We start from the raw sequence: 15694 nt of genomic DNA, 5'->3' as shown, positions 1-15694 counted from the left end.
GGAACGGACGCTGCCGCCGGCCCCCTCGGGCCGACGGCAGCGCACGGCTTCCGGGCCGGGCCCGGCTACCGCTGGGTCAGGTACAGCAGCAGACCGGAGATGGCTGCCCCGGCCATCCCCTCGATGACATGGGCGGCGGTGAAGCGGGCGTACTTCCTGAGCCACCGGCGCCGTGGCGTGCCGGGAACACGCGGCGGGGGCTGCCGGCCCTCCGCGGGGTCCTTCATGGGAGCGTCTCCTCGATCGGTGGTGGGTGGTGCGTACGGGCCCGCCGCGTCAGCGCCCCGCGCACCCCACGGGCAACGGGGCCTGCCGTTCGGCGAACTGCTGCAGCTCGGGCCCGGAACGCTCCAGCAGCCACCCGGGGTCCGGGAGCGGCGCCCCGGGGGCCGGGTTGGGCAGATGCCGGCGCGGTGAGTAGCCCAGGGCGGCGGCGACGGTGCGCCACAGCCGCGCGTCGATGAGGTTGTCGGCGGCCGCGTGGTGGATCGCCAGGCAGTGGGCGGAGAGCTGGTCCTCCGCGCCGGCCGCGAACCGCCACCAGAAGACCGCCGCCTCGGGCCGGTCGATGGAGTAGAGCAGGCACGCGAACGTACGGGCCCCGGCCGCGTCGTAGTCCCGGGCGAACTTCTCCAGCCGCCCCCGGTGCCCCCCGCGCAGCACCGACTCGCACAGCGTGTGCAGGTGGCGGCGCAGTTCCTCCGGGCTCGCCGTGGCGCTGGGAACGCGCCGGGGCCGTGGGCGTCTGGGCAGCGGCCGGGCGCGTCCGGGGCGCGCCGGGGACGGGCCGCGGTCGTGCCGGCCGTCGGGCGCCGGCCGCGCCGCGGGGGCCGGTCGCTCCGCCTCGGCGCCGCGCTCGGCCTCGGCGATCCGCTCCGCCAGCCGGCGGGTGAAGGCTTCGGGGTCGTGGTCGGCCAGTACGCCACCCACCTCGTCGGCTTCGGCCTGCAGAATGTCTTCGATGGTCACGACGGTTCTCCTTCCTGATCGTTCCGGAGGTAGAAGGCCGCGAGTTCCTTGGCGAGCTTGCGGCCGCGGGAGTAGTAGGTGCGCGCCGTGCCCGGGGTGATGCCGAGCGTCTCGGCGATCTCCTCGTAGCTCAGCTGCGCGACGCGGAGCCGGACGCAGTCCGCCTGTACCGGCTCCCGGCGGGCCAGTTCGTCCATGGCGCGGTCCAGGGCGTCGAAGGTGCCCAGGTGCGCGATCTGGTCGACGCAGGACTGGTGGAGCCCGGCTTCGGTGGCCGCGGGCCGTTCGTGGCGGGTCACCCGGCTGCGCGAGCGGATGTAGTCCGTGATGGCGTCACGCAGCACGCGCAGGCACAGGGCCCGGAGGTTGGGGTGCGACTGGAACTCGTCCCACTTCGCATGGATCTTCATCCCGGCTATCTGGACCGCGTCCTCGGCGTCCTGACGATTGCGCAGCAGCTGCATCGCATAGCCGATGTAGCCGTACTGCACCTCCTTGAAGAAGGGGGTGAAGTCGCCGCGCAGTCCGTCCATCGGGTCGGGGCGCAACTGCTGTCCGTCTCCGTAGTCGCTCACCGGGCGGCCGTCCCTCGGCCCGCCACCGGCGGGCGGACGGCGCCGGGGTGGACCCGCGGGGCAGGCGCCCGTCCGGCACCGCACCCCTTTCCACGGTCCGGGTCGTGCACAGTGCTGCGGGCCGACGGGCCGCAGGTCCGCGAGGCGGTGTGGGTGCACTCGCGCGCACGGGCGCGGTGCACAGCCGGGGTCGTCCTGGCCGCGCCGCCCATGGCTGGCGTGCCCCAGGGCCACTGGTGATCCACTGCCTCTCCTCTCGATGTCCGCGGTGAACTGCCCAGCGTCCGGATGACGCCGGAGAAGACCGCTCTCTTGCCCGTAGACCGCTCGGGAGGCCGCGATTGTTAATCGGATTCCTGGGCCAAAAATGACGATCCGCAGTCGCGTGCTCACGTTGAGCTTCTGACCTGCGACGTTGAGAAATGGAGCGAGGTGATAGTGGCGCGGATCACACTGCTGTGCGAGCAAAAGGAGCCACGGAGCCGGACCTCGACGGACTGACATGGCGTCAACAAACGCAAGAGCCTCCCGGCACCGGCACGGATGTCACCATCCCCACCGGGCCGGAAGGCCCTCACCTCGTCGGAGTGCCACTGGGCGGGTCACCCGTCACCCACATCCGGAACGACACGCCCGGGCCGTGTTCGCCGGGACCGGAAGGGGGCGGTCCCTGCCGAGGCACAGCGCGGTGACACTGCACGCCGGGTCACCGTGGAAGCGGACTCCCCCGGGCCGCCGCCGCGCCGTGGGCGCCGGCGGCGGAGCGGCCGCTCACACGTAGGTGTATCCGCCGGCGACAGTGACGCTGCCGGCCAGAGTGGTGACGACGACGGGGACGTTGCCCAGCGGTCCGGCCGGGGTGAAGCCGACCAGCGCCGTACCCGACGCATTGACCGAAATCCCCGTCGCCGCAACCCCGTTGAACGTCACCGACGCCCCACTCAGATTGCTGCCCGTGAGCACGAACGCCGTACCCCCCGCGGTGCCGCCCGACGACGGCACCAGCGAGGACACCACCGGCAGCGGCGGCGCCGTGTAGGTGAACCCGCCGGCGACGGTGGCGGTGCCCGTCGGCGTGGTGACCACGACCGGGACGGTGCCGACCGGTCCGGCCGGGGTGAAGCCGACCAGCGCCGTACCCGACGCATTGACCGAAACCCCGGTCGCCGCAACCCCGTTGAACGTCACCGACGCCCCGGTCAGGCTGCTGCCGATGAGCACGAACGCCGTACCACCCGTGGCGCTGCCCGACGACGGCACCAGCGAGAGGACCACGGGCGGTGGCGCCGTGTAGGTGAAGCCGCCGGCGACGGTGGTGCTGCCGGCCGGGGTGGTGACCACGACCGGGACGTTGCCGGCGGGGCCGGGCGGCGTGGTGCCGGTGAGCACCGTGCCCGAGGCGTTGATGGACACCCCGAGGGCCGGGGCGCCGTTGAAGGTGACCGTGCCGCCGGTGAGGTTGGTGCCGACGATGGCGAAGGCGGTGCCGCCGGTGGTGGGCCCGCTACTGGGGACGAGCGTGGTGACCGTCGGGCCGGTCGGTGTCGTCACGGTGTACGTGTAGCTCACCGCGTTGCTGTTGCCCCGCGGTGTGGTGGCGATGACCTGGACGGTGCCCGCGGCGTGCGGCGGTGCGAGGACGGTGACCGAGTTGCCGGAGGGGTCCTGGCTGACGAGGGTCGCGGGGACGCCGCCGAAGGTGACCTGGTTCGTGCCCAGCAGTCCCGATCCGGTGAGCAGGACCGTGTTTCCTCCGGTGGTCGGACCCGAGGCCGGAATGGCATCGTAGATTCTCGGATATCTGGGCCAGCCTCCACCGCCTCCGTCCCCGCCCGGCCAGTCGCCCGGGGCCTGCGGACTTACGTACTGCTGTATGACGTCGGACATGACTTCTCCCTGGGCCGCCGCCGCTCCACCGCCCGTTCACGAGTCCATTCGTGAACGGGCCCTCGTGGAACGGAGGTTGCCGCGTCGAATGTCGGGTGCCTGCGACGGTATGGTTCCCGACCGGCCGGAAGAAGGCTTGTACGTGACAGCAATGGTGCGTTCGGCCCTCAAAATGACAATACGTAGATGAGCGTTACCCCCGCGTCATGGACCGGCGTGCGCCGTTATTCCACGGCCCCGATTTCCGCGCCGTGGGAGTGGGCTCCGGGCGTACGGGGAGAAAGTGGCGCCACTGTCGCCGCGCGCGCAGGGCTGACGTGTATGGGCCCGGGGGCGAATATCCCTCGCCCCCGGGCCCGTTCCGCTCCTCGTCCCCCGGCTGGCGGGGGACGACCGGTTACAGGTGGTAGATGGTGGCCGCCCAGTTCGCCTTCCAGTTTCCGTCGCCGAATTGGAGGTTGACGGAACACCGGCCGGTGTTGCCGTCACAGTTCAGGCTGTGCGCCGGGACGGGAGCCGCCAGCCGTGCGTTGTCGGCGGACCGGAATGCCTGGTGGAAGATGGTGGCGGACCAGCTCGCCCGCCAGTAGCCGTCACCGAAGTGCAAATTGGCGACGCACTTTCCGGTGTCGCCGTCACAGTTGAGGGCGGTCACCGGAACCGGCGCGCGGGAGGCGGACCGCGGTCCCTGGTGGAAGATGTTCGCGCCCCAGCTGGCCTTCCAGTTGTCGTCACCGAAGCGGAGGTTGGCCGTGCACTGATGGGTGTCGCCATCGCAGTTGAGCGCCGTCACCGGAACCGGTGCGGCGGTCGCCGGGCCGGCCAGTCCGATGCCCAGTGCCGCGAGAGCGGCGCAGAGGCCGACGAGGGTGCGTCGCATAGCCATGTCCTTCCGTTGTGGGCGCGCAGCGCGCCCGACCACGAAGAAGGATCTGCCGAATTCCGCCTTTCCGCGCCGCGCACAACGGCCTTCAACAGAAGGTGTGAAAGCCCGTACCCGCGCCCGAACCACTGGCTGTACTGCCTCGCTGCACGGGTCGCGAACCGCGCAAATGTTGTGAATGCGGGGGCGCACAAGGGGCGCATTCACGGTCTCCCGGGGCTTTCGGTGTCCCATTGTCCGGGCACATACGGCCCCCTTCGGCTGCCTCCGCGGACCGGCGCTTCCGTATATACCCGCTGCGGGTGTGCAGGGCGCCGTTCCAACGGGTAGGTACTCGGATTTCGCGTGCGGCCCGGGAGCACGACAGGGCGGGAATTTCTCTCCCGAGCGGATAACGGGCGGGGCTCACCGGTTCGGGTGAGCCTGTGCTCCGTTTGGCGTCGGCGCTTCTGCGGGGTGGCAGGTTCGGTGCTGGGCTGGCGGCACAAGCCGTACACCGGCCTGGTTTTGGTGTGCCCTTGTACTTCTTCCGTATCGACCTCCCCGCTGCGTGCCGGGAGCCGGTTTCGCCTGCGCGCGAAGGTGCCGGTGTCCCCGCGACAGCGCAGCTTCTCTAAGGAGAGACGTGACCACTACCTCGTTGCGCCCGACCGGCGCTCCGGAAATCGAGCAGCTTCCGGAACCGCCACTGCGCCGGTCCATGGAAATCCAGGGAAACATTCTTTCCGGTTTCAACAAGGACTATACGGCGTTCCGCTACGTACGCTTCCCCGACGGCGCGAGCGGCCGTGGCTGGCTGTCCGTCATGCTGAACACCGTCGCCGTGACCGCCACGGTCGAGGACTTCAATGAGGAGTTCTCCCTGTCCCGCCGGGCCTACGGACAGGACCCCTCCCTCACCGTGACCTGGGTCGGGGTGTCCCTGACGTTCCCGGGCCTGCTGAAGGTCGCCCGGGAACCCGAGCAGGTGCAGCGGGACCTTGCCCCCTTCGAGTCGTTCGTGAAGGGCGCGGCCGGACGGGCGGCGGACCTCGGCGACGACGGAACGAGCGCGCCCGAGCACTGGCTCTTCGGCTCGGACCGGACCGATGTGCATGCCGTACTGACCGTCGCCGCGGACACCGAGGAGGCACTGAACGAGAAGCTGCGGAACATCGCCGCCGCGGATTCGGCGCACGGGGTGACCCTGGTCCACCAGGACGACGGCCGCACCCTGACCGGCGATCTGCGCGGACATGAGCACTTCGGCTACAAGGACGCCATTTCGCAGCCGGGGGTCAAGGACTTCCACCGCGAGGACCGGGAGAACCCCGGTTTCCGGGACAACCGCCCGGGGGCCGCCCTGGTCGAGCCCGGCGAGTTCGTCTTCGGTCACCGGAGTGAGAGCGGGGAGCCGCCCGAGGCTCCCCGGTGGCTGGACAACGGTTCCCTCCAGGTGGTGCGCCGGCTCGCGCAGGACGTGCCCGGCTGGAACGCGGCCGTGGAGCGTGCGGCGGGCACCTTCCGGCCGCACCCGATCTCCGCCGAGCTGCTGGGCGCGTGTCTGGTCGGCCGCAAGAAGGACGGGACGCCCCTCGCGCAGGGCGAGAACCCGGTGACCGGGGTCGGTCCGGAGCGCAACGACTTCACCTACGCGAACGACGGCAGGGGCGAACAGACCCCGTGCGCCGCGCATATCCGCAGGTCGCATCCGCGGCACTTCGAGCCCACCCAGCGGCACCGCGTCATGCGCCGCGGCATTCCGTACGGGCCCGCGTACACGGGCGGCAACGCGGACACCGACCGCGGCCTGATGTTCGTGTGCTACGGCACCTCCCTGGAGCGGCAGTTCGAGTTCCTTCAGCGGGCCTGGTCGAACAACCCCAACTTCCTGCCCGGGGAGAGCGGTGCGCCCAACGGCATCGACAAGGTGACCGGCACCATCCGGGAGGGCGGCTCCGGCAGCCCGGACGCCCAGATCGTGCTGGCCGACGGCGAGGAAGGCACCGTCTCGATGGACCGGTTCGTGCGGACCACCGGTGCGGTGTACGCGTTCACCCCCTCCATCAGCACCCTGCGGCGGCTCGCCGCGAACGAGTCCCTGCACGGAAAGGGCTGAACCGCCATGAACGACAGCCGTCCTGACCTCCGCGGTGAGCCCACCGGGGCCGAGCGCGCCGACGCCAAGACCTACCAGCAGCTCGCCCGGGAACTCCTGCTGGTCGGCCCCGAGCCGGCCAACGAGGACCTCAAGCTGCGCTACCTCGACGTACTGATCGACAAGGGGCTCGACCGCCCCGCCACCCCCAAGCGCATCCTGATCGTCGGAGCGGGGATCGCCGGTCTGGTCGCCGGTGACCTGCTGACCCGCGCCGGGCACGATGTGACGATCCTGGAGGCCAACGCCAACCGGGTCGGGGGCCGCATCAAGACCTTCCACACCAAGAAGGGCGAGCCGCCCCCCTTCACCGACCCCGCCCAGTACGCGGAAGCCGGGGCGATGCGGCTGCCCAGCTTCCACCCGCTGACCCTGGCACTGATCGACAAACTCGGGCTGAAGCGGCGGCTGTTCTTCAACGTCGACATCGACCCGTCGACCGGCAACCAGACCGCCCCCGTTCCGCAGGTGGTCTACAAGTCGTTCAAGGACGGCAGGATCTGGACGTACGGGGACCCCAGCCCCGAGTTCCGGGAGCCGGACAAGCGCAACCACACCTGGATTCGCACCAACCGCGCCCAGGTACGCCGCGCCCACTACGCCAAGGACCCGTCACAGATCAACGAGGGCTTCCACCTGACCGGCTGCGAGTCGCGGCTGACCGTGTCCGAGATGGTCAACCAGGCGCTGGAGCCGGTGCGCGACTACTACTCCGTGCTGCAGAGCGACGGGAAGCGCGTCAACAAGCCCTTCAAGGAGTGGCTGGACGGCTGGGCCGGGGTCATCCGTGACTTCGACGGCTTCTCCATGGGCCGCTTCCTGCGCGAGTACGCCGGGTTCAGCGACGAGGCCATCGAGGCGGTCGGCACGATCGAGAACATGACCTCGCGGCTGCACCTCGCCTTCTTCCACAGCTTCCTGGGCCGCAGCGACATCGACCCCACCGCCACCTACTGGGAGATCGAGGGCGGCAGCCGGAAGCTCCCGGAGGCGCTCGCCAAGGACCTGCGGGACCAGATCGTGATGGGCCAGCGGATGGTGCGGCTGGAGTACTACGACCCGGCCCGCGACGGCCACCACGGCGGACTCGCCGGACCGGCCGGCCCCGCCGTCGCCATCCAGACCGTGCCCGAGGGCGATCCGTACGGGGAGGTCGAGACCTGGACCGGGGACCTGGCGATCGTCACCATCCCGTTCTCCAGCCTGCGGTTCACCACCGTCACCCCGGCGTTCTCGTACAAGAAGCGGCGGGCCGTCATCGAGACGCACTACGACCAGGCCACCAAGGTGCTCCTGGAGTTCTCCCGCCGCTGGTGGGAGTTCACCGAGGAGGACTGGCAGCGGGAGCTCGACGCCATCGCGCCGGGTCTGTACGAGTACTACCAGGAGCGGGGCGAGGACGACGCCGAGGCCGCACTGGCCGTTCCGCAGCGCCTGCGGGACCTGCCCACGGGGCTGCTCGGCGCGCATCCGAGCGTGGACGAGAAGCGCATCAGCCCGCAGCAGGTGGAGTACTACCGCAACTCCCCGCTGCGCGGCGGTGTCCGGCCTGCCACCCATGCGTACGGCGGCGGTTCCACCACCGACAACCCCAACCGCTTCATGTACTACCCCTCGCACCCCGTCCCCGGCAGTGAGGGCGGTGTGGTGCTGGCGGGCTACTCCTGGTCGGACGACGCCGCGCGCTGGGACTCCTTCGAGGACGCCGAGCGCTACAGCTATGCCCTGCTCAACCTGCAGTCGGTGCACGGCCGCCGGATCGAGGTCTTCTACACCGGCGCCGGCCAGACCCAGAGCTGGCTGCGCGACCCGTACGCCTGCGGAGAGGCCGCGGTCTACACCCCGCACCAGATGACCAGCTTCCACCTCGATGTGGTGCGGCCCGAGGGGCCGGTGCACTTCGCCGGTGAGCATGTGTCGCTCAAACACGCCTGGATCGAGGGGGCGGTGGAGACGGCCGTACGCGCCGCCATCGCCGTCAACGAGGCTCCCCCGGCCGACGAGAGCGCCACCGGCGGGCGGGCCGCGACACCCCGCGAACGCCACACCCTCACCACCGGACCGTCGGACCAGCCGCGCGAGGGAGCACTGACCTCATGACCACATCGCAGACCTGCACCGTCGCCGAGTATCTGGCCCTGCGGCTGGAACAGCTCGGTATCACCCATCTGTTCGGCGTTCCGGGCGACCACCTGGGACCGTTTCTGTCGACCCTGCACGAGAAGACCTCGGTGCGCTGGGTGGGCACCCCCACCGAGGGCGGCGCGGGGCAGGCCGCGGACGCCTATGCCCGGGTGAAGTCCGCCGACGCGGACATCGCGCTCGGCGAGCAGGGCGTCGGCGCCGTCGCCGTCACCTACAGCGTGGGCGCGTTCAACCTGCTCAACGCGATCGGCGGCGCCTTCGCCGAATATGTGCCGCTGATCGCGATCAACGCCGCACCGTCCTACGAGCAGTGGCTCAACCAGCAGGCGATCGGCCTGCTCACCTCGCACATGTCGCAGCGCCCGGAGAGCAACCTGGAGGTCTACCGCCAGGTGACCGTGGACGCCCAGGCGATCTCCAACCCGGGCCTGGCGCCCACCCAGATCGACAGCGCGATCACCGCGTGCCTCTCCCACCGGCGGCCGGTCTATCTGGAGGTCATGGACGACGTGTGGGGCGCGCGGTGCCCCGCACCGCAGGGCCGGCTGACCCGGCGCGAGCGGCCCGTCACCCCGAAGAAGCAGCTCCTGCTCGACCGCGCGGTCGCGGCGTGTGTGGAACTGGTCCGGCAGCACGGCAACCCGATCCTGTGGGCCGGCGAGGAGCTGGACCGCTTCCGGCTGTCCGACGAGTTCGAGAAGCTGGTGCGGGAGACCCGTATCCCGTTCTGCACCACGGTCGGCGCCAAGTCCGTGGTGTCCGAGTACACCCCGGGCTTCTCCGGTGTCTACAACGGCAAGGCCAGCCATCCGCACGTGGCCGAGGTCTTCGACAACGCGGGCTGCCGCATCGGGCTGGGCTCGTGGGCGACCTCGAAGAACCTCGGCGGGGAGCGGTCGATCGGTGACGACTGGGCGGTCGCCGCCCACGACGGGGTGCGGGTCGGCGCCTCGTACTTCCCCGACGTCCCGCTCTCCCGGTTCCTCCCCGCGCTGCGGGAGCGCCTGGTGGCCGAGTTCGGGGACGGTTCCTTCGCCGCGGACTACTTCACCCGCGCCTACGACGCGGGTCTCGCGGTCCCCGACAGTACCGCCGCCTTCCTGGCCTCCCAGAGCGGCGGCCCGTACCCGGAACACCTCACGTACGACAGCCTCTTCCGGCACCTCAACGCCTTCCTGGAAGCGCAGACGAGTGAGCCGCGGGGCGAGCGCGCAAACCCGTTCACCGTGGTGTGCGACGCCGCGTTCGCGCTGATCGGCTCGATGAACCTGCGGATGGCCGAGCGCGCCTCGTACGTGGCGCAGAACAGCTGGCTGTCCATCGGCTACTCGGTCGGCGCGGCCACCGGGGTGGAGCTCGGCCGGAGCCACCTGGGCAAGCGCCCGATGGTCTTCGTCGGCGACGGCTCCTTCCAGGAGACCTGCCAGGAGATGTCCACCCATGTGCGGCACGGTCTGCGCCCTGTGGTGTTCGTCCTGGACAACGAGGCGTTCTACGGCATCGAGCAGATGCTCGTCCAGCCCTGCTACTACCAGGACGGCACCCCGCGGTCCGACGGCGCCGACTTCTACAACGAGCTGCACCCCTGGCGGTACGAGAAGCTCGCGGACGTCTTCGGCTCCGCAAAGCACCCCATGCACGGCTTCGCGGTCCGCCGCCACGAGGACCTCACCGCCCTGCTCCAGCGCATCGCCGACCCCAGCGACGCGATCAACCAGGGCCCGGTCCTCGTACGGGTGCAACTGGACCGGCACGACTATCCCGAAGCCCTCAAGTACAAGATCGCCGAAAACTGCCCCCCGCCCGCCGGCGCGACACCGGAGGGGCGCCGGTGACCGGCGGCGCGTGGGCTTCCCTGTAGTTGGAGGGGGCGGGGCCCGGCCGGCAGTCAGCTGCCGCCCGGGCCCCGCCGCGCGACCGGCTCATCCTCGGGCGCCGCACGCCGGGCCGCCCACACCAGCAGCAGACAGGCGAGCAGGGCGAACACCGCATTGCTCAGCAGGTCTGCCCGCAGGGAGCCGCCGGACTCCGGGCGGGCCGGGAACGCCACCCACGCATAGGTGAGGACGGCGCCGGCGGCCAGCGCGAACCGGTGCCGGACACCCCAGCCCGCGCGACGGGACCAGCGGCTGACCCACCACACTCCCGCGGCCCAGCACAGGCACCACACCACGGCTCCGGCCCACTCGTACCAGTCGGCGGAGAGGAGGTTGAGCGGACCCCAGTACGCACTCGTCACCGCGAGGGCTGCCAGCCCCACCCGCCAGGCTGCCGGGGCGCGGCCGGGCAGCGGCCGGAGCCGGGCCGTGCGGATACCGAATGCCGCGACGATCAGCCCGACGATGACCACCGTGAGGCCGGCCAGCTGGGCCGGCGAAGCGAGGAAGTGCTCCGCCGCGTAGTTCCCCCGGAAGACCACCACCGCACCCGCCGCGTAGAGGCAGGCCACCACACCGAGGCCGACCCGGCCGAGCCACGGTTCGCTGCGCCGGGACCGGGACAGCGTCTCCACCAGAGCGATCGGCACACAGATGCTCCACACCGTGTGCAGCGCCAGCACGGACTGGGTCAGCTCGACGATCATGCCCAAGGACGGCAGATAGGAGGCACCGTGCAGCTGGTCGGCGCCCGCGTACGAGTCGTTCCACAGCAGCTGGTCGACGGGCCCTTCCTCGATCAGCGCGTAGGCCGCGGCCAACAGCACCATGGTCGGCCAGCCTCCGCCGCTGCGCCGCCCCAACTCCCGTACCAGCAGGGCCCCGCAGCCGTACAGCGGCGCGAGGAGCACCCCGAGCGGCAGTTCCGCGAGAGTGAGATTGCCCAGGAGGAACTCACCCACGAACGGAGCCAGCAGGAACAGGGCCAGCGGAGGCGCGAAGCGCTGCGATAACGGCATGGCGGCAACGGTACTGCCGGCGGGGCCGGTGTCAGGTGCCGTTGACGCCCAGCCGTGTGAAGTCGTAGCCGCCGTAGGCCGGGGCGACTTGGACATTGGTCAGCCGCGGGCCGCGCCAGCTGACGTACTTCTCGTAGACCAACGGCAGGTAGTAGGCGCCCTCGGCGACCTTGTGGTTGATCTCCGCGTAGGTCTCGCCGGCCTTGTCGGGGTCCCGTTCGGCGATGGCCTGGTCGAGGAGTTTGTCGAGGGCCGGGGAGTCGACCTCCGCGACGTTGTAGTTGCCGCTCGGCGGGCGCATCCGGCTGTCGACGAGCGGTGGCCAGAAGCCCTGCCCGGTGGGGAAGTCGGCACCCCAGCTCGCGAGGACGATGCCGTATCCCCGCTTCTTCACCTCGGACGGCGCCCCGACGATGGTGGGTGCCTCTTTCCCGTCGAACCGCTCGACCTCGGCCCTGATGCCGACCCTGGCCAGCGCGCTCCCGAGCGCTTCGGCGGTGTCGGTGTCCGCCGGCCGGTCGTCGCGCACCGCGATGGTCGTCGGGAAGCCGTTCGGCCGCCCGCACTTCTTCAGCTCCGCCCTGGCCCTGGTCAGGTCCGGCGCGCCCCCGTTCTGGAGGATGCCGTACGGGTCGAAGGCGGGGTCGGCGCCCCTGATGCCGGGCGGCAGCAGACTCGGCGCGAGGTCGCCGCCCGCGGCGGTGCCACCGAGCGCGGTCTGCAGGTTGCGGCGGTCGGCCGCGTAGACCACCGCCCTGCGGCAGGCGACGTTGTCCATCGGTTCGACGGTCTGTGGAAAGCCCACGTAGCGGACGAAGCCGGAGGGCGGGGAGTCCAGGTTCTTGCGGCGGTCACTGCCCGACAGCAGCCCGGCCCGGGAGAGCGGGCCCAGCTTCGTGGGAGCCAGCGCCAGGTCGTAGTCGCCCTTGGCGAGGGCGGCGTCCACGGCGTCCGGATTGTTCTCGACGGCGACCGTGATCTTGTCCGGGAGGGCCGTACGGACCGGGTCCGAGGCCTTCTTCCAGTGGGAGTTGCGCACCAGCTCCAGTGACTTGCCCGGCTGGTACGAGTGGAACCGGTACGGGCCGCTGGAGAACGGCTTGGCGCCGTATTTGGCCTTGGTGTCCTGGCTCTTCTTCACGGGCGAGGCGGCCGGCATGGCCAGCATCTGCTCGAAGTCGCCGTTGGGCCGGGGCAGTTCGAAGACGATGGTGTGGGAGTTGGGCGTCTTGATCGCCGGGGAGCCCGTCGCCGAGGTGTCCTTGTACGGGCCCCGGTAGGTCCTGTCCGGGTCGAGGACCTGCTGGAGGTAGGGCAGCCCGCCGGAGATGACCTCCGGCGCCCAGAGCCGTTCGATGCCGTACTTGACGTCCTGGGAGGTGACGGGCGAGCCGTCCTCCCAGGTGGCTCCTTCGCGCAGCGTGTAGGTGTAGGTCTTGCCATCGCCGCTCACCTCGGCCCTGTCGGTGGCCAGGTCCGGGGTGAGGTCGGTGCCCTTCGACCCGGGCTTGTAGGTGACCAGTTGACGTGTGTAGTAGCGGGCGAAGTTCGCCACGAAGGGGTAGGAGCTGCGCTGCGGGTTCCAGGAGTCGGCATCGGTGGTGCTGATGAATTTCAGGGTGCCGCCCCTGCCGTTCCCCGGCCTGAGGAGGTGGCCGACGGCGGCGTTATAGGTGGCTTTGGTGGTGGCGCCCCCCTTGGAAGGACCCTGGGCGTCCTCTCCATCGGCGCCGTTCCACAGCACGAGGGTCGTGGAGACTCCCGCGATCAGGGCTGCCGCCGACACCAGCGCAACGGCCCTGGTCCGGGCGGAGACCGGATTTCCGCGGCTGCCCTGCCCGTTGCCGTCGGTGCGGGAAACCTCCGGCGCCGTGAGCTGCCGGGGCGCGGCAGCGGTCCGCTGAAGCTCCTCGCCGCGCGCTTCCGGGGTGGGGGCCGAGGTGCGGTCGGGGGTGGGGGCCGGTTCGACGCTCGGCCGCTGCGGCTCGGGGACGGGCTGGGATACGGGATCGGGCCCGGGGACGGGAACGGCCTCGGTCCCGGGTGCTGCGTCCGGCCCGGGAACGGCTGCGGATTCCGGCGCGGGAACCGGCGGAGCAGGGGACGGCGCGGACGGCGGCTGCGGGCGCCGGCCCGGGTGGGCGGCGTTCCTGGCCAGGGCGATCAGGCCGCCCGTGTTGCGGTTGCGCTGCTGCGGCAGTGGTCGGGATTTGGCCGCCAGCGCGGTGTGGAGGTGCCGGTACAGGGTCTGCATGTCCAGCAGCGGCGGGCCGGCGACGATCCCCTCGGTGAGTACGGTGATCAGTTCGCCGGTGAACGCGGTGTATTCCTCGCCGGGCGGGGACAGCGCCTTGCGGGTCTTCGCGGCGGCCGCCATCAGGGAGGTGCCGTCGATCAGCGCATGGTCGGCCACCTGGGTGCTGCCTCCCATACCGCCCTCCAGGGCGCGCCCGCTGTAACAGCAGTCCAGGATCACCACCTTGTGCCGGGCGCCGACCTGCGGGTCCAGGATCGCGCGGCGCACCCACTCGAAGGGCAGCGCGCTGTACAGCCGCTCCTGGTCCGAGCCGGGCAGCGCCAGGTACAGCTCGTCGCTGAGCGGGTCGAGGAGTCCGTGCCCGGCGTAGTAGACGACCAGGGTGTCGGTGGCGCGCTGGGCGACGCCACTGAGGGTGTCGAGCACGTCCTGGGCGCTCGGCGGCTGGGACAGTGCGACACAGTGCTCCGGCGGCAGTCCCCACAGGTCCGGGTCGGTGAACACCCGGGTGAGCCCGGCGAGATTGCGCTCGACGGCGGGGAGCGCGGCCAGGTTCTCGTAGTCATGGACACCGATGAGCACGGCCTGGGAGGCGGCGGGGTCGGGGAGGATCGTCACCGCGCCCCCCGCTCCGGCCGGGCCCCGCGGGCTCGGTGTGCCGGACGCCGTAACCGGGCCCCCGAGGACCGGTCGTCACTCTCTCCCCCGGCACCCCCGCCGACGACGATGTCGACCTGCACCCTCGCCTGCCCCTCTCCCGAGCCTGACTCCTGGACTTGTTCCAGAGGTGCCGATCCTAGTGCCGCGTCGGACGACGTTCGCCCTGTGGGTGACGGCTCGCAGTCGCACTTCGGCGTTCGTTGAGGTTCGTCGGCGTTCGTTGAGGTTCGTCGGCGTTCGTTGTCGGTGGACTCATAGGTCTCCGGAGCCCCAACTTTGCGGGAGCCACCGACCGGTGCGTGCCGGACGCGCCGATCGGACCGGGGACGGTCCGGCGGGCCACCAGCGCCGCCGCCGTGTCCCATCAGGATGAGGGGGCGGGTGCCGGCAGCGCCCTCCGGCGTCCACAGCACACCGGAATGTCGTCGAGGGTGAAGAGCTTGCCGCGCCGGGGCAAGGGTGCGGTGAGGCGCCCGAAAACCGGTGGAACGGCGCCGCCGTGCGCCATTACCGTGCTGCCGAGCCAAGTCGTCAAGGCAAGGACGTGCCGTTGTACACCCTGTGAGTCCTCCCGAGTGCTGATCTGTCGCGCGTCGCGCCTGTGCGCCGCGCTGCCTTTTGCTGCGGACTTCTCACTGAAACCGGTGTACTTCTGTGCTCAACGACTGGGTGGTCATGCCCACCTGCCTGCCGACCGTTCTCCGCCGTTGCCCCGCGTGCACGTCCGACCGCTTCCGGGCGGACGGCAGATTCCGCGTCAACGCGCACCACAAACTCCTCGACGCCTGGCTCCTCGTGCTCTGCACCGCTTGCGGGGACACGGCAAAGCTCACGGTCCTGGAGCGGATGAACGTGCGCTCCATTCGGCCCGAGCTGCTGGACCGGATGCATGACAACGACCCCGGCCTGGCAGCCGAGTTGCTCCAGGACCCGGTCGTGCGGCGCCGCAATCGCATCGCCCTCGACTGGGACAACGCCTGGCGTCTCGACACCGGCGGACCGGATCACCTGGACCGCGGAGGGGGCCTCCCCTGCTCGGGCGAAGCCGAGAGCTTGGGGAAGACCGATGTCTCGGTTCGCTTCGCGGCGCGCATCCCGGTCCGGCCGGTGCGACTGATCGCTGAAGGGTGCGGTCTCTCCCGGGCCGAGGTCGGGAGACTGATCGCGGAGGGCGCTCTCGTCTCGGCCGTCAGGCTGGGCCGCAAGCTCTCCGGCGCCTTCACCTTCACGCTCAAGCGCTGAAGTACCTGGAGACCAGGGGCCTGTCCGGCGCGCTCCGCCGGAC

11 protein-coding genes are annotated in these 15694 nt (G+C 70.8%); 4 read left to right on the top strand and 7 right to left on the bottom strand.

All coding sequences use genetic code 11. The annotated features are described in order from the left end of the window. Positions 1-65 precede the first annotated feature (65 nt). The 5 genes from ACGFN2_RS02355 to ACGFN2_RS02335 form a co-directional block, all read right to left on the bottom strand. Positions 66-227, bottom strand: coding sequence for a hypothetical protein (locus tag ACGFN2_RS02355; RefSeq protein WP_362601929.1), 162 nt, complete (start codon positions 225-227; stop codon positions 66-68). A 49-nt stretch (positions 228-276) separates the two neighbouring features. Next, positions 277-969 carry a hypothetical protein gene (locus ACGFN2_RS02350; RefSeq protein ID WP_362601926.1) on the bottom strand — a complete coding sequence of 231 codons (693 nt, stop codon included), beginning with the start codon at positions 967-969 and terminating at the stop codon, positions 277-279. Further along, on the bottom strand, positions 966-1544 hold the full coding sequence (locus tag ACGFN2_RS02345) for a sigma-70 family RNA polymerase sigma factor (RefSeq protein ID WP_362601923.1): 579 nt from the start codon (positions 1542-1544) through the stop codon (positions 966-968). Before ACGFN2_RS02345 ends, ACGFN2_RS02350 begins: the two co-directional genes overlap by 4 nt. A 771-nt stretch (positions 1545-2315) precedes the next feature. Beyond that, on the bottom strand, positions 2316-3431 hold the full coding sequence (locus ACGFN2_RS02340; RefSeq protein ID WP_393356884.1) for an IPT/TIG domain-containing protein: 1116 nt from the start codon (positions 3429-3431) through the stop codon (positions 2316-2318). 397 nt (positions 3432-3828) lie between these two features. Beyond that, positions 3829-4311, bottom strand: coding sequence for a hypothetical protein (locus ACGFN2_RS02335; RefSeq protein WP_362601917.1), 483 nt, complete (start codon positions 4309-4311; stop codon positions 3829-3831). 628 nt (positions 4312-4939) lie between these two features. Here ACGFN2_RS02335 and ACGFN2_RS02330 point away from each other — a divergent pair. Genes ACGFN2_RS02330 through ACGFN2_RS02320 form a run of 3 tightly spaced genes read left to right on the top strand, consistent with a single transcriptional unit; the run spans position 4940 to position 10431 of the window. Continuing rightward, entirely contained in the window at positions 4940-6412 is a 1473-nt protein-coding gene (locus ACGFN2_RS02330) for a Dyp-type peroxidase (RefSeq protein WP_393356882.1), read from the top strand. Between the two features lie 6 nt (positions 6413-6418). Then, positions 6419-8551, top strand: coding sequence for a flavin monoamine oxidase family protein (locus ACGFN2_RS02325; protein WP_393356879.1), 2133 nt, complete (start codon positions 6419-6421; stop codon positions 8549-8551). Next, positions 8548-10431, top strand: coding sequence for an alpha-keto acid decarboxylase family protein (locus ACGFN2_RS02320; protein WP_393356877.1), 1884 nt, complete (start codon positions 8548-8550; stop codon positions 10429-10431). Before ACGFN2_RS02325 ends, ACGFN2_RS02320 begins: the two co-directional genes overlap by 4 nt. A 53-nt stretch (positions 10432-10484) precedes the next feature. Here ACGFN2_RS02320 and ACGFN2_RS02315 read toward each other — a convergent pair whose 3' ends face one another. Further along, on the bottom strand, positions 10485-11492 hold the full coding sequence (locus ACGFN2_RS02315) for a DUF998 domain-containing protein (RefSeq protein ID WP_393356875.1): 1008 nt from the start codon (positions 11490-11492) through the stop codon (positions 10485-10487). Between the two features lie 31 nt (positions 11493-11523). Further along, complete coding sequence (locus ACGFN2_RS02310; protein WP_393356873.1) at positions 11524-14367, bottom strand: ABC transporter substrate-binding protein; 2844 nt, start codon at positions 14365-14367, stop codon at positions 11524-11526. Between the two features lie 696 nt (positions 14368-15063). Here ACGFN2_RS02310 and ACGFN2_RS02305 point away from each other — a divergent pair. Beyond that, complete coding sequence (locus ACGFN2_RS02305; RefSeq protein ID WP_362601899.1) at positions 15064-15651, top strand: DUF1062 domain-containing protein; 588 nt, start codon at positions 15064-15066, stop codon at positions 15649-15651. The last annotated feature ends 43 nt before the right edge of the window (positions 15652-15694 follow it).

It is taken from the genome of Streptomyces sp. NPDC048612, from assembly GCF_043199295.1.
GTDB lineage: Bacteria > Actinomycetota > Actinomycetes > Streptomycetales > Streptomycetaceae > Streptomyces.
Note: the sequence above shows the minus strand (reverse complement) of the source record. Positions and strands in the feature narration are given on the sequence as shown.

Bases quoted from the DNA above. Each gene is read 5' to 3' on its own strand.
- ACGFN2_RS02355 (WP_362601929.1), bottom strand. From the start codon at position 227: ATGAAGGACCCCGCGGAGGGCCGGCAGCCCCCGCCGCGTGTTCCCGGC.
- ACGFN2_RS02340 (WP_393356884.1), bottom strand. From the start codon at position 3,431: ATGTCCGACGTCATACAGCAGTACGTAAGTCCGCAGGCCCCGGGCGAC.
- ACGFN2_RS02335 (WP_362601917.1), bottom strand. From the start codon at position 4,311: ATGCGACGCACCCTCGTCGGCCTCTGCGCCGCTCTCGCGGCACTGGGC.
- ACGFN2_RS02325 (WP_393356879.1), top strand. From the start codon at position 6,419: ATGAACGACAGCCGTCCTGACCTCCGCGGTGAGCCCACCGGGGCCGAG.
- ACGFN2_RS02320 (WP_393356877.1), top strand. From the start codon at position 8,548: ATGACCACATCGCAGACCTGCACCGTCGCCGAGTATCTGGCCCTGCGG.
- ACGFN2_RS02315 (WP_393356875.1), bottom strand. From the start codon at position 11,492: ATGCCGTTATCGCAGCGCTTCGCGCCTCCGCTGGCCCTGTTCCTGCTG.